The organism is Lysobacter sp. S4-A87 (genome assembly GCF_022637455.1).
In the GTDB taxonomy this organism is placed as follows: domain Bacteria; phylum Pseudomonadota; class Gammaproteobacteria; order Xanthomonadales; family Xanthomonadaceae; genus Lysobacter_J.
The window spans coordinates 244,350-258,029 of sequence record NZ_CP093341.1 but is presented as its reverse complement, the minus strand read 5'-3'; the positions used below and the strand labels follow the sequence as shown (position 1 = coordinate 258,029).

Here is a 13,680-nt window from a genome sequence, read left to right as displayed (position 1 = left end):
TCGCGCCTTCCAAATGGCTGGCGTTAAGTCCGTCAATCACGGATTTCTCACCCCAGCCAACTCGCTGCCGGCGGTGAGGGCGTACAGCCTGGGCGTCGGGGTGGGATAGCCGGACATCGGACAGTGCCAAGTCAGGTCGGGCGGTAGCTGGACGGTCGCATGGGCGCATCGTGCGCGCCTGGCGTCGCATGGCCTGATGCTCACGCCGGTGTTGGCCGAGGTCACCTCCACGGCGTACAGGGCGCCGGCCCGGTCGGGCACCGGCCCCTGATGACGCTCCAGAAGATGACGCCGAACGCCGCCGGCCTAATGCCGCCGGTTCGAATCCCGCCGCCGCATCCGGAGCCGACAGCTAAAAAACGGGGCCCGAGACGGATGGAGCAATGTAGGGAGCAAATATTGGCGACTATAAAAAAACCCGCTAATTTTCGGGCCTTTATAACCAGTTCTGGCGGAGAGAGTGGGATTCGAACCCACGGTGGTATTGCTACCACGGCGGTTTTCAAGACCGCTGCCTTAAACCACTCGGCCATCTCTCCGATTGTCTGGCGACTGCTGCCCCGCCTCGCGGGTCGCGCATTGTCGCATAGCGGCCCGGCCGGCTCTCAAGCCCGCATGCCTCAGGCTTGCGTCGGAATCCGTATCTCAGGCGCCGGTTCCGCGTAATCGGCGTCACCCGGGCACGGCATGCCCTTGATCTCCTTGCACTGCAGCCGTGCCGATTCGACCAGGCCCGGGGCCTTTTCGGCGATGAAGTCGATGAACACCCGTACCGCCGGCAGCAGGCCGCGGCGGGAGGCGAACACGGCGTGGAAGATGCCCTGCGGCAGGCGCCAGTTTGGCAGCACCACTTCCAGTTCGCCGCGTCGCACGGCTTCGGCGCAGATGGTCTCGGGCAGCAGCGTGATGCCGACGCCCTGCTGGGCCAGCGACATCAGCATCGGGAAGTCGAAGCCCATCACCCGCGGCTTGAGCTCGACCCGGCGCACGTCGCCGTCGGGACCGTGCAGCTCCCAGCGCTGGCGCGCGTCGTCCTCACTCATGCTGAGGGTGACGTGGTCACCCAGCTCGTCCGGATTCTTCGGCCGGCCCATGCGACGCAGGTAGTCGGGGCTGGCGACCAGCAATTCCTGGATCTGGCCGAAGCTGCGCATCACCAGGCTGCCGTCGTCATCGAGCTTGGCACGCACGCGCAGGGCGACGTCGATGCCTTCGTTGATGATGTCGACGCGGCGATTGCTGACCAGCAGCTGCACCCGCACCTGCGGGAACCGGGCGAGGAACTCCGGCAGCAGCCTGGGCATCTGCTGCTGGGCCATCCCGACCGGCACGCTGACGCGGATCACGCCGCGCGGCTCGGCGCTGAGGCGGTCGACCACTTCATGGGCGGCCTGGGCCTCGGCCAGCATCGACTGGGCGTGCCGGTAGACGCTGTTGCCGACGTCGGTCACGGCAAATCGGCGCGTGGAACGCTGCAGCAGGCGAACGCCCAGGTCGGTCTCGAGTTGGCTGATGCGCCGGCTCAGCCGCGACTTGGGGATGCCCAGGGCGCGCTCAGCCGCGGCAAAGCCGCCGTGCTCGACCACCATCGCAAAGTAGTACAGATCGTTCAGGTCCTGCATGGCGATAATTCCAATTCCAGAACAGTTAGTGGTAGTTGACCAGCTTTATCCCAAATAAGCAACGGCATAGATTGGCGTCCAACCCGGCACTCCCGCCGAATCTGCTGCAGAGGCCCGTCATGAAGCTGCTCCACCTCGACTCCAGCGCCCTGGGCGCCAATTCCATCACCCGCGAGCTCAGCTCGGCGATCGTCAAGCGCTGGCAGGACTCACACCCGAACCTGACGGTCGAGTACCGCGACCTGGACGCTGACCCGATCCCGCACCTGACCGGCCGCGCCCTGGCCAAGGTCGACCAGGCCGAGGCGGTTGCCGGCGAAGCGGTGATCCAGCAGTTCCTTGATGCCGATGTAGTGGTGATTGGCACCCCGTTTTACAACTTCAGCATCCCCTCGACGCTCAAGGCGTGGATCGACCGGGTCGCCGTCGCCGGCCGCACCTTCCGCTACACCGAGGCTGGTCCCGAGGGCCTGGCGGGCGACAAGCGCGTGATCATCGCCAGCGGTCGCGGCGGCATCTATGGCGATACCAGCCCGGCTGACTTCCAGGAGTCGTACCTGCGCCACGTGTTCGGCTTCCTCGGCGTGACCGAGCTGGAGATCGTGCGTGCCGAAGGCGTGGCCTACTCGGACCAGCACCGCACCGACGCGCTGGCCGCTGCGCACGCGTCCATCCGTTCGCCTCTGGCACAGGCTGCCTGATAACCCCCTGGGACTCCCCTTCCCTGATTCAGGCTGTCTGACTAGGCGTTTCCGGCCCATCCCTCCCCGCTTGGGCACGGAAACGCGACGGGCCCGCATTGCGGGCCCGTTTTTTTGGGGTGGGGCTTGTGGCGTTTGTTGACCCGGGTGCGCTGCGCTTACCCGGGCTACGGTCAGGCGATGTTGTCCTGGCCGCCCATGTAGGGGCGCAGGATCTCGGGGACGGTGATCGAGCCGTCCTCGTTCTGGTAGTTCTCCATCACCGCGATCAGTGCGCGGCCGACCGCGACGCCCGAACCGTTGAGGGTGTGCACCAGCTCGGGCTTGCCGGTCGCCGGATTGCGCCAGCGTGCCTGCATGCGACGCGCCTGGAAGGACTCGCAGTTCGAGCACGAGGAAATCTCGCGGTAGGTGTCCTGCGAGGGGAGCCAGACTTCGAGATCGTAGGTCTTGGTCGCGGCGAAGCCCATGTCGCCCGTGCACAGCAGCACGCGGCGGTACGGCAGGCCGAGCTTTTCGAGCACCACTTCGGCGCAGCGCGTCATGCGGTCGTGCTCGGCGTAGCTTTCTTCCGGCTGCGCGATGGTGACCAGCTCGACCTTCTCGAACTGGTGCTGTCGGATCATGCCGCGGGTGTCGCGGCCGTGGCTGCCGGCTTCGGCACGGAAGCACATCGAATGCGCGGTCATGCGCAGCGGCATTGCATCGGCTTCGACGATCTCGTCGCGCACGATGTTGGTCAGCGGCACTTCGGATGTCGGAATGAGATAGCGCTTGTGTGCGCTCTCGCCATCGCCGACCACGGTCGCGAACAGGTCGTCCTCGAACTTCGGCAGCTGGCCGGTGCCGCGCATGCTGTCGGCGTTGACCAGCAGCGGCACGCTGGTTTCCTGGTAGCCGTGCTCGTTGGTGTGCAGGTCGAGCATGAACTGCGCCAGCGCGCGATGCAGGCGGGCGAGCTGCCCGCGCAGCACGGTGAAGCGCGCGCCGCTGAGCTTGGCGGCCGTATCGCCATCGAGCCAGCCATTGCGCGCGCCCAGCTCGACATGGTCCTTGACCGCGAAGCCGAACGAACGCGGCGTGCCCCAACGGTGCTGTTCGACGTTGTGGCTTTCGTCCTGCCCGGCGGGCACCGACTCGTGCGGCAGGTTGGGGATCGTCAGCGCGATGGCTTCGATCTCGCCGCGGATGGTTTCCAGGCGCGTCTCGCTGGCCTTGAGCTCGTCGCCGAACCCGGCGACTTCGGCCATCAGCGGCGCGACGTCCTCGCCCTTGGCCTTGGCCATGCCAATCGCCTTGGAACGGGTATTGCGCAGGTTCTGCAGCTCCTGGGTGCGGATCTGGATCTGCTTGCGCTCGGACTCCAGCGCTTCCAGTGCGCCGGCGTCAAGGTCGTAGCCCCGGCTCTGGCGCAGGCGCTGCGCGAGTTCGGCGGGGTTTTGGCGCAGCAGGTTCGGATCGAGCATTGTCAGGGGCGTGGGGTGATCGAGGTCGCGATTATCGCGTGTAACCGCCTCCCACGGCGACCGGTTGCCGAATCATTAACGCGAGGCACCTCAGAATCGTCTTAGAAACCCAGACGGACGGCCCATGTCCCTATCCGCTCCTGCGACACCGCACACTCCAACGGCAGGCTCTCCGCTGGCGTCACCGTCCAAATGGCTGCCTGCCCGACGCTCGCTTTTGTGGGTGCTGCTGGCATTCGTCGCAGGTCTGCTGCTGTTTCTCCTGGTGCTCTCGCTGGGCCGCAACCGCGGCACGGAGTCTGGCAGCGCGTCGTTGCCGACGGCCGCATCGCCTCAGTACGCGCCCCTGCCTGCTCCCCTGCCCGCTGCCGGAGCCGACGGCGCCAGCCGCCTGGCCAAGCCGCCGGGCGCGAATACCGCCGACGGCGACGAGCAGCCTCGACTAGTGGAAACCCGACCGCCGGCACCGCCACCGACGCTGCCGCAGCCCGCTCCGGCGGCAACGGCATCGACGGCGACCAGCCGGCCGGAACCCGTCCCGGGCCAGACGCCATCGCCCCGCTATCCCGCGCAGGCACTTCGCCGGGGTGAGAGCGGCACGGTCAATGTCCGGGTCGAGATCGGCCCCGACGGCGTGCCGGCACAGGTCAGCGTCGAGGGCAGCAGCGGCTCGCGGCACCTCGACCGCGCTGCCGTCGATGCGGTGCGCCGCTGGCATTTTCGCCCGGCCACCAGCAACGGGCAGCCGGTCAGCGGCTCGGTGATCGTGCCGATCCGGTTCGACGCCCAGGGCTGACCCGCGCTGCCGGCGCTCGACTCAGCCGCTCGACTCAGGCAATCGCTCGCGACGCCGTATCAGCGCGTAGGCGATGCAGCAGCCGAACAGGAGTTCCTGCGGCGCACGCGCGTACTCAAATCGCCATAGGAGCGAATCGAAGGCGTTGGCCACCAGCACGATCCCCACGCATCCGGCGAGCGCCCAGAAGCTGGCCGTGGAGATGATTCCGCCGCCCCAGGCCAGGACCAGTTCGCGAATCACCAGCACGAACAGGGTCAACAGCAGCAGCGAACCGACCAGGCCCATGCCGACCAGCGCGTCGAGGTACGAGTTGTGCAGGTGGACGTGGCGCTCGCCGGCCAGGTCAAGCTTCGCCGAATCGATCAGCGCCGCGGTGGAGTCCAGGCCCCAGCCCAGCCATGGACGCTCCCTGAACTTTTCCACGCCCAGCTCGTAAAGGCGGACGCGAATGCCGATCGCCTTGTTGCCGGGGATGGTCGTGTCGATGGTCGAACTGACAGCCGTGTCGCGCGCCGGGGGCGTCGGGGTGGCGGCTGTCGCGGATGCATGGTCAACGGGGGCGCTCGACGCCCGATGCGGAACGTCGGTACCGCTTTGGGAATCGGCAGGCTTGACCGCACCGGCGGCTTCTTCGGCCACCGGCAGCATGCGGTCAGCGCCAGCGAAACGGTTCGCGAAAATGTCGCGCGCGCCGAGCACCAGCAGCACCGAGATGACGATAGCCAGGGTAATCGGCTGCCACGGCAGCGTCCGGATCCCACGCGGGCGTCGGGTCAGCCAATAGCCCAGGATGGCCAATGGCGTGGCCGACAGGAACGCCAGCCAGGCCCCGCGCGATTGCGAAAACAACAGCACGCAAAAGCTTCCGGCATAGGCGGCAAATCCCACGGCAAGCAGCCAGTTGCGGCGACTGCCACGAGGGTGGTCGCGCCAGATGCCTATCAGCAGGCACAGCGCCAGCCAGCCACCGACGGCGGCAAGCTGCCCGCTCAGGTTCTCGGGGATACCGAACCGGGGTCGCATCTCCCCGTCCCATATTTCTGGCAGGGCGTGCCACGGCATGTGGTACAGCACGGCGACCAGCAGGCCCAGCACCATCAACCCCAGCAATCCCGGGATGGCACGGGGGCACACCGAGAGCCACCAGCCGACCGCGCAGCAGAACACCCCCAGGCGCACCAGCTTGGAGGCGGTGGAGAGCTGATCCGAGTAGCTGATCTCAGGGACGACCCAGGTGGCGTACAGGGCGTGCAAGATAAGGAACGCAATGAAGATCCCGAGCATGCGCACGACGGGCAGCGACGCCAGCTCGCGCCACGGGGTACGGCCGGCGAAGAACATCGCCAGCAGCGCCAGCAACGCACCGAATTCCGGCCGCATGTACAGGTCGAAATCGGTCATGGCGAAGAACGCCAGGAACCCCAGGCCGCACAGGGCCACCCGCAGCAGGCGCGGGGTGACGTTGGACTCGGCAAATGGTGTCACGGGGATCGGCCTGCCATTACGGCGGGCGGCCATGTCCGTGTCAAAAGTCTGGTGGGACACGAGCGTCGGTTGGGGGGCACAGACAAGACAAGTCTGAGTCTAAGTCAGCGCGACTGAACCAGCCAGATGCCCGAACCGGTGGCCAGCGCGTCGAAGCCCGGGAACGAGGTCGCCACGTTGGCGACATCGAGGATCCGGACCTGCCCCGAGGCCCGCTGCGCGGCCACGGCGAAGCTCATGGCGATCCGGTGGTCGCCATGGCTGTCGACCTCGCCGGGCCCGATCGGCCCGGGCACGATGGTCGCGCCATCCGGGTGCTCCTCCACCTCGATGCCGAGTGACCGCAGCCCCTGCGCCATCGTGGCGATGCGATCGGACTCCTTGACCCGCAGCTCGGCGGCGTCGCGGATCGTGGTGTTGCCCTGCGCGCACGCGGCCGCGACGAACAGCGCCGGGAACTCGTCGATCATGTCCGGGGCCAGGTCACCACCGACCTCGATGCCGTGCAGCTGCGCGTGCCGGACGACCAGGTCGGCAACCGGCTCTCCGCCCTGCTCGCTGGCGTTCTCTTCGCGGATGTCGGCGCCCATCCGTCGCAGCGCGGTCAACAGCCCGGTGCGGCGGGGATTCATGCCGACCGCCTCGAGGCGCAGCTCCGAACCGGGAATGATGCTTGCGGCCACCAGGAAGAATGCCGCAGAGGAAAAGTCGGCCGGCACTGCCACGTCGGCCGCCTGCAGGCGATGGCCGCCCTGCAGGCGCGCAAACCCCGGCGAGAACTCGATCGGCCAGCCGAATGCGGCGAGCATGCGCTCGGTGTAGTCGCGCGTCGGATGGGGCTCGCGCACGACCGTGTCGCCTTGCGCATACAGGCCGGCCAGCAGCAACGCCGACTTCACCTGGGCGCTGGCGACGGGCAATGTGTAGTCGATGCCCTGCAGTGGCGCACCGCCCTGGATCCGCAGCGGCGGCAGGCCGCCTTCCTCCGAAGCGATCACCGCGCCCATCTTCGCAAGCGGGTCGATCACGCGACGCATGGGCCGCTTCGACAAGGAGGCATCGCCCACCAGCAGGCTGTCGAACGCCTGGCCGGCGAGCACGCCAGCGAGCAGTCGCATGCCGGTGCCCGCATTGCCGCAGTCGAGTGCGCCGCTGCCTGCACGCAGTCCATGCAGGCCAACGCCGTGGACGATCCGCTCACTGGCGCTGGGGGTCTCGATGCGCACGCCCAGTTGTTCGAACACGCGCGCCGTCGCCCGCGTGTCCTCGCCTTCGAGGAACCCACTGATGCGGGTCGAGCCTTCGGCCAATGCAGCCAGCATGATGGCGCGGTGCGAAACCGACTTGTCGCCTGGTACGCGCACGCTGCCACGCAGCGGTTGCCCCGGTTGGGCGATCCAGTCCTGCCGGGAGGTGCCGGAATCGTTGCTCATGCCAGCACTGCATCCAGTGCCGCCAGCAGACGGCGATTCTCGTCATCAGTGCCAACGGTGATGCGCAGGCAATCGGGCAGCCCATAGCCGCCCATGGGCCGCAGGACCACGCCACGGGCGACAAGCTGCGCTTCGATCCGGGGCGTGCGTTCGCCGAACTCGACGAGTAGGAAGTTGGTTTGCGACGGATACACGCGCATCCCGCGCTGAGCCAGTTGCGCGGCCAGGGCAGCGCGCTGTTCGGCATTACGCGCACAGGCCCATTGCAGGTGCGCCTCGTCGCCGAGCGCGGCTTCGCAGGCGGCCAGCGCAGGGCCGTTGACGTTGAAGCTCTCGCGCAGCCGCTCCATCACCGCAACCAGTCCGGGCGCGCCGATCAGGTAACCCACTCTCAGGCCGGCCAGGCCGTAGGCCTTGCTGAAGGTGCGCGTGAGCAACAGGTTCGGATGGGCGGCCAGCAGCGGCAATGCACTGGCCGCATCGGCGTCGGCGTCGGACATTTCGGCGTAGGCCTCGTCCATCACCACGATGACCTCGGCGGGCACCTGCGCCATGAACGCGGCAAATGCCTGCCGGCCGAACCAGGTGCCGGTCGGATTGTTGGGGTTGGCCAGGTAGACCAGCCGGGTCGTCGCCGAGATGGCCCGGGTGATCGCTTCGAGGTCATGGCCCAGCGGCATCGTTGCATCGTCGCGTGGACGTGCATCGACCATGCGCAACGTGGCGCCGGCCGCCTGGGTGGCCAGCGCGAACACGGCGAATCCAAAGCGCGAGCAGACCACTTCATCGCCCGCACCGGCGAACACCTGGCCCAGCTGCATCAGCAGTTCGTGCGAGCCGTTGCCCAGCAGGATCTGCGCGGTGTCGACGCCATGCTTGGCGGCCAGCGCGCGCTTGAGATCGGCGCCGAGCGGATCGGGATAGCGGTGCAGCGCATCGAGCTGGTCGAGGATGGCGGCGCGGGCGGCCTGCGACGGGCCATAGGGGTTCTCGTTGGAGCCCAGCTCGACCAGGTTGGCTTCGCCAAAGCGCTTGCGCATGGCGACCAGGTCGTGACCGGGATCGTATGCGCGCAGGCGCTGCACGCCGGCGCTCGCGCGGGAGGCGAACCAGGCCTCGTCGAATGCCGGACGCGCGTGCCCCGCCCCGTTGTGGCCAGTCGCCAGGCTCATGCGATCGCCACCGGGTAGGAGCCGAGCACCTTCACTTCCTGCGCGTACTCGTCCAGCTCATCCAGCGCGCGGCGCATCGCCTCGTCGTGGATGTGGCCGCCGACATCGATGAAGAACGCGTACTGCCAGAGCCCGGTGTGGCCCGGACGCGACTCGATGCGGTTCATGCTCAACCCGTGCCTGGCGAACGGCGCCAGTACGTGATGCAGGGCACCGGGCTGGTCCTTGATGAACACCAGCAGCGAGGTGCGGTCGTTGCCCGAGGTCGGGAACAGTTCGCGGCCGAGCACGAGGAAGCGGGTGGTGTTGTCGGGCCGGTCCTCGATCGGTCCGGCAATGGATTTCAGGCCGTAGACGCTGGCGGCACTGATGCCGGCGATGGCGGCAGCATCATCGGCGCTGCGCGCACGGCGCGCCGCCTCGGCGTTGCTGCCCACCGCGATCTTCTCCGCCTTGGGCAGGTACTGGCGCAGCCAGGCCTTGCACTGGGCGAACGACTGCGCGTGCGAGTAGACCCGCTCGATGTCCTCGATGCGACCACTGCGCGAAAGCAGGTGCTGGTGCACGCGCAACTCGACTTCACCGCAGATCTTCAGCTTCGAGGTCAGGAACATGTCCAGCGTCGACTGGATCGTGCCCTGGGTGGAGTTCTCCACCGGCACGACGCCGAAGTCGGCATGGCCGGCTTCCACTTCCTGGAAGACCTCCTCGATGCTGCTCAGCGGCAGGCCATGGATGGAGTGACCGAAGTGCTTGTACACCGCCTGTTGCGAGTGCGTGCCTTCAGGACCCAGGTAGCCGATCTTCAGCGGCTCCTGCTGGGCCAGGCAGGCCGACATGATTTCGCGGAACAGGCGCACCAGCACTTCGTCGTTGAGCGGGCCGTCGTTTCGGTCGACCACGCGGCGCAGGACCTGCGCCTCGCGCTCCGGGCGGTAGTAGTCGACGGCCGCGGCAAGCTTGCCCTTGGCCTTGCCCACCTGGTTGGCGAACTGCGCGCGCTCGGCGATCAGCTGCTGGATATGGCGGTCGATGCCGTCGATTCGCTCGCGCAGGGCCAGCAGGTCGGGCGGTATCGGCGTGGCCTGGCCGGACGTCTCTGCCGCCTTGGCGGGCTTGGCGGGCCTGGTCACCTTGGTCACCTTGGTCACCTTGGCCGGCGCCTTCTTGGCTGCCGGCTTTGCCGGCGTCTTCTTGTTGCTGCTCATGTCGATGTGTCGCCTTGATTCTGTCTCATATCCCTGCCCCGGTGTCGGGATAAGGGCCTTCTCGCGCTAGCCGTTGCGTTGCTGGAAGTCGCGCATGAACGCGGCCAGCGCCTGCACGCCCTCTTCCGGCATCGCGTTGTAGATCGATGCGCGCATGCCACCGAGCACGCGATGGCCCTTGAGGGAAATCAGGCCGTTCTGCGCGGCCTGCTCGAGGAACGCGGCATCGAGCGAAGGGTCGTGGATGAAGAACGGAATGTTCATGCGCGAACGCGCCGCCAGCGCCACTTCATTGCGATAGAAGCCACCGGAGTGGTCGATCACGTCATAGAGCAGTCCGGCCTTGCGTGCATTGCGCCGGGCGAACTCTTCAACGCCGCCTTCGGCCAGCATCCACTTGAACACCAGCCCGGCCAGGTACCAGTTCCAGGTCGGCGGCGTGTTGAGCATCGATTCGCCCTTGAGGTGGGCGCGGTAATCGAGGATGTCGGCGCGCGGCTGGCCGGTGCGTTCAAGCAGGTCGCGACGCACGATCACCACCGAGACCCCGACCGGGCCAAGGTTCTTCTGCGCGCCACCGTAGATCAGACCGAAGCGGGAGATATCCAGCGGCTCGGATGCGATCGAAGAACTGAAATCGGCAAACAGCGGGACCTCGCCGACGTCGGGAACATCCCGGAACTCGACGCCATGGATGGTTTCATTGGCGGTGTAGTGGACATAGGCGGCGTCGGGCGAGAGCTTCCAGGTCTCGCGTGCCGGGATGTCGCGGAATCCGCCGGGCTCGCCGTCGGCGGCCACGTTGACATCGCAGTACGGCCGCACCTGCCGGATCGCCGTCTTGCCCCAATGGCCAGTGACCACGTAGTCGACGCGTTGGCCTGGCGAGGTGAAGTTGAGCGCCATCAGCGCCTGCTGCGTTGTCGCCCCACCGGCCAGGAACAGCACCGCGTAGTCATCCGGAATCGCCACCAGGGTGCGCAGATCGGCCTCGGCCTCGGCCGCGACCTTCATGAACTCTGGGCCGCGATGGCTCAGTTCGACGATCGAAGCGCCCACGCCATGCCAGTCGAGCAGTTCCTCCTGGGCCTGTCGCAGCACCGGCTCGGGAAGAGTCGCGGGGCCGGCGGCAAAGTTGAAGGCTCGGGACATGAACGCTCCAGTCAGGAAAGGGCGGTGGGGCTGGGCGGCCAAGTATGCCGCACTGCAACAGGTAACGGATTCATGGTTACCCGCGCAACTTTTCTCCCGATCGCGCCCTCTATAGTCAACGAACGGTGCACTCCCCCCGCGCACCGCCGTACCGATCCGGAGCTGGACATGTCGCTGCGTGACGCACTGAAGATCCCCTCATCGCACATCACCGACGAAGCGGTATACCGCGGACGCCGGCAATTCCTGGCTGCATTCGCCGCGGCACCCGCGCTGGCCCTGCCCGGCTGCTCCGAAGCCGAGCCTCCGCCGCCGCCCAAGGTGGCGATCACACCGGCACAGGCGCGCACCGGCTTCTGTACCAACGAGGAACTGACCCGGTTCGAGGACATCACCACCTACAACAACTTCTACGAGTTCGGCACCGGCAAGGCCGACCCGTCGCAGGCGAAGCGCACCTTGCGCACCAGCCCATGGTCAGTGGCGGTCGGCGGCCATTGCGCCAAACCCGGCAAACTCTCGCTCGACGACCTGATCAAGGGCCTCACCCCCGAAGAGCGCGTCTATCGCCTGCGCTGCGTCGAGGGATGGTCGATGGTGATCCCCTGGCTGGGCGTGCCGCTTGCCGCCGTGCTCAAGCGTTTCGAACCGACCTCGCAGGCCAAGTTCGTGGCCTTCACGACGCTGGCCGATCCCCGGCAGATGCCTGGCGTGGCCTATCCCGCGCTCGACTGGCCATACCGGGAGGGCCTGCGCATCGACGAGGCAATGAACCCGCTGACCTTGCTGGCCACGGGCATCTACGGCAAGCCGCTGCTGCAGCAGAACGGCGCGCCGCTGCGCCTGGTCACGCCATGGAAGTACGGCTTCAAGTCGATCAAGTCGATCGTCGCGATCGATTTCGTCGAGAAGATGCCGGAAACGGCCTGGCACCAGGCCCAGCCCAGCGAGTACGGCTTCTTCTCCAACGTCAATCCGAGCGTCGACCATCCGCGCTGGAGCCAGAAGAGCGAGCGCCGCATTGCCGGCACCGCCAGCAAGCTGTTCGCCGAACGCATCCCGACGCGCATCTTCAACGGCTATGCCGACCAGGTTGCAGGCATGTACTCCGGCCTCGACCTGAAGAAGTGGTTCTGACGGCGTGGCCGGCCTGAAAGTGTGGCGACCCGGCCCGCGTGCCCTGTTCGCCAGCAAGGCACTGGTGCACCTGCTCGCGCTGACGCCCGCGGCGATCCTGGCGTGGCAGATCCGCGCGGAGTTCCTGACCGGCAGCGGCGGACTCGGCGCCGACCCGGTGGCGGCGATCGAGCATCGGCTCGGCCTGTGGGCATTGCGATTTTTGATGATCACGCTGGCGATCACGCCGCTGCGGCAACTCACCAACCAGCCAGCGCTGCTGCGCTTCCGCCGCATGCTGGGTCTGTACGCCTTCGCCTACGCGACGCTGCACCTGAGCGCCTACCTGGTGCTCGACCTGCGCGGTTACTGGACGCAGATCTTCGAGGAAATCGTCAAACGCCCCTACATCACGGTCGGCTTCGTCGCTTGGCTGTTGTTGTTGCCTCTGGCCGTCACCTCGACCCAGGCCGCGATCCGCCGGCTCGGCCGCAACTGGGCCCGCCTGCACCAGCTGGTCTATGTCATCGCCGTGCTGGCGGTGCTGCACTTCTGGTGGCTGGTGAAGTCCGACATCCGCGAACCGGCGCTGTACGCCGGCATCCTGGCGGTGCTGCTGGGCTGGCGTGCGTGGAAGAAGCTGCGGGCGATCAACGCGCGCCGTACAGCAACAGCAGGCTGAGCGCGGCGGCGATCAGCAGCGCCGCCAACAGCAGCCACGGCATGCGCCGGACCGACCGTGGCAAGGTCGAGGGCGCGCGCGGTTCTTCCACGGGCAGCGCCCGCATCGGCGCCGGCGCGCTGGCCTCGACACCGGCGATGCGTTGCACCGGGGCCTCGACGACAAAGCGGTGCTGGTTGCCAAACACGACCTGGTCACCGGGCTGCAGCAGCGCATGGCGCACTGGCCGTCCGTTGACGATGCTGCCCTCGACCGAGCCCAGGTCGCGCAGCACGACGCCGTCGGCGTGGGCCTCCAGCCGGGCGTGGCGATCGGCGAACGAGGCCTCGTTGATGCGGATGTCGCACTCGCCGGCGCGGCCTACCGTGCGCGGCCGATCGAGGGTGAAGCTGCGGCCATGATGCGGGCCGCCGACACCGCGCAGCAGCATGCGCGTGTCGGCGCCGCCGGAGAATCCGTAGTCGACCGGTGCCGGCAGCGGATCGGCGGCCAGCAGCAGCAGCTCGATGCCGTCGACGAAGATGGCGTCGCCAACCCGCAGCATCGCCATCCGCCGCACCGGACGCCCGTTGACGTGGAGCCCGCGGGCGCCTTCGCGCACCTGCAGCCAGACGCCGCGGCGGTCCACGCAGAACTGCACCAGGGCAGCATCGATCGAACCCGGACGCAGCGCGCCCTGGCTGTCGTAGCCAATGGCATGCACGCCCGGGCTCAGCGCCAGGTCGGCATGTTCTCGGTTCTGGAATCGCAGTCTTAGGGAATTCACGCCCGCGCAATCTAGCATGCGTCACACACTTGGATGCAGGGGGTGGTGCCCGCACAATACCGGCACTCCGGAGGACCC

The 13,680-nt window shown here is 67.4% G+C and carries 11 protein-coding genes, 1 tRNA gene and 1 pseudogene; 4 read left to right on the top strand and 9 right to left on the bottom strand.

The features are described 5' to 3' along the window. Nucleotides 1-449: 449 nt before the first annotated feature. Nucleotides 450-539, bottom strand: a tRNA-Ser gene (locus MNR01_RS01215). 204 nt (nt 540-743) lie between these two features. Then, a pseudogene (locus MNR01_RS01210) lies at nt 744-1,637 on the bottom strand (LysR family transcriptional regulator); the annotation flags it as partial. 104 nt (nt 1,638-1,741) lie between these two features. Between MNR01_RS01210 and MNR01_RS01205 the strand changes: the two are divergent. Next, nucleotides 1,742-2,323, top strand: coding sequence for an NAD(P)H-dependent oxidoreductase (locus tag MNR01_RS01205; protein ID WP_241919179.1), 582 nt, complete (start codon nt 1,742-1,744; stop codon nt 2,321-2,323). A gap of 173 nt (nt 2,324-2,496) precedes the next feature. Here the strand turns inward: MNR01_RS01205 and serS are convergent, their stop codons facing one another. Further along, the gene (gene serS, locus MNR01_RS01200) at nt 2,497-3,789 is read right to left on the bottom strand and encodes a serine--tRNA ligase (protein ID WP_241919178.1); all 1,293 of its coding nucleotides are present in this window, start codon (nt 3,787-3,789) and stop codon (nt 2,497-2,499) included. Between the two features lie 223 nt (nt 3,790-4,012). On the opposite strand from serS, the gene MNR01_RS01195 reads away from it, so the two are divergent. Then, nucleotides 4,013-4,585 carry an energy transducer TonB gene (locus MNR01_RS01195; protein ID WP_241919177.1) on the top strand — a complete coding sequence of 191 codons (573 nt, stop codon included), beginning with the start codon at nt 4,013-4,015 and terminating at the stop codon, nt 4,583-4,585. Between the two features lie 21 nt (nt 4,586-4,606). On the opposite strand, the gene MNR01_RS01190 is transcribed toward MNR01_RS01195, so the two are convergent. The 5 genes from MNR01_RS01190 to serC form a co-directional block, all read right to left on the bottom strand. Continuing rightward, nucleotides 4,607-5,947, bottom strand: coding sequence for an O-antigen ligase family protein (locus MNR01_RS01190; RefSeq protein WP_241919176.1), 1,341 nt, complete (start codon nt 5,945-5,947; stop codon nt 4,607-4,609). Nucleotides 5,948-6,177: 230 nt separating this feature from the next. After that, nucleotides 6,178-7,506: a 3-phosphoshikimate 1-carboxyvinyltransferase gene (gene aroA / locus MNR01_RS01185; protein WP_241919175.1), complete on the bottom strand. Its 1,329-nt coding sequence runs from the start codon at nt 7,504-7,506 to the stop codon at nt 6,178-6,180. Further along, nucleotides 7,503-8,678: a histidinol-phosphate transaminase gene (hisC, locus tag MNR01_RS01180; protein ID WP_241919174.1), complete on the bottom strand. Its 1,176-nt coding sequence runs from the start codon at nt 8,676-8,678 to the stop codon at nt 7,503-7,505. Before hisC ends, aroA begins: the two co-directional genes overlap by 4 nt. Continuing rightward, complete coding sequence (gene pheA, locus MNR01_RS01175) at nt 8,675-9,829, bottom strand: prephenate dehydratase (RefSeq protein WP_345779044.1); 1,155 nt, start codon at nt 9,827-9,829, stop codon at nt 8,675-8,677. The genes hisC and pheA overlap by 4 nt, the downstream gene beginning before the upstream one ends. A 123-nt stretch (nt 9,830-9,952) precedes the next feature. Continuing rightward, nucleotides 9,953-11,038 (bottom strand): 3-phosphoserine/phosphohydroxythreonine transaminase, encoded by a 1,086-nt coding sequence (serC, locus tag MNR01_RS01170; RefSeq protein ID WP_241919172.1) that lies wholly within the window; start codon nt 11,036-11,038, stop codon nt 9,953-9,955. A gap of 168 nt (nt 11,039-11,206) precedes the next feature. Here serC and msrP point away from each other — a divergent pair, with 168 nt between their 5' ends. Continuing rightward, on the top strand, nt 11,207-12,175 hold the full coding sequence (gene msrP, locus MNR01_RS01165) for a protein-methionine-sulfoxide reductase catalytic subunit MsrP (RefSeq protein WP_241919171.1): 969 nt from the start codon (nt 11,207-11,209) through the stop codon (nt 12,173-12,175). Nucleotides 12,176-12,188: 13 nt separating this feature from the next. After that, on the top strand, nt 12,189-12,836 hold the full coding sequence (msrQ, locus tag MNR01_RS01160) for a protein-methionine-sulfoxide reductase heme-binding subunit MsrQ (RefSeq protein ID WP_241920687.1): 648 nt from the start codon (nt 12,189-12,191) through the stop codon (nt 12,834-12,836). Here msrQ and MNR01_RS01155 read toward each other — a convergent pair. After that, nucleotides 12,805-13,602: an FHA domain-containing protein gene (locus MNR01_RS01155; protein WP_241919170.1), complete on the bottom strand. Its 798-nt coding sequence runs from the start codon at nt 13,600-13,602 to the stop codon at nt 12,805-12,807. The genes msrQ and MNR01_RS01155 overlap by 32 nt on opposite strands. Nucleotides 13,603-13,680 lie beyond the last annotated feature (78 nt).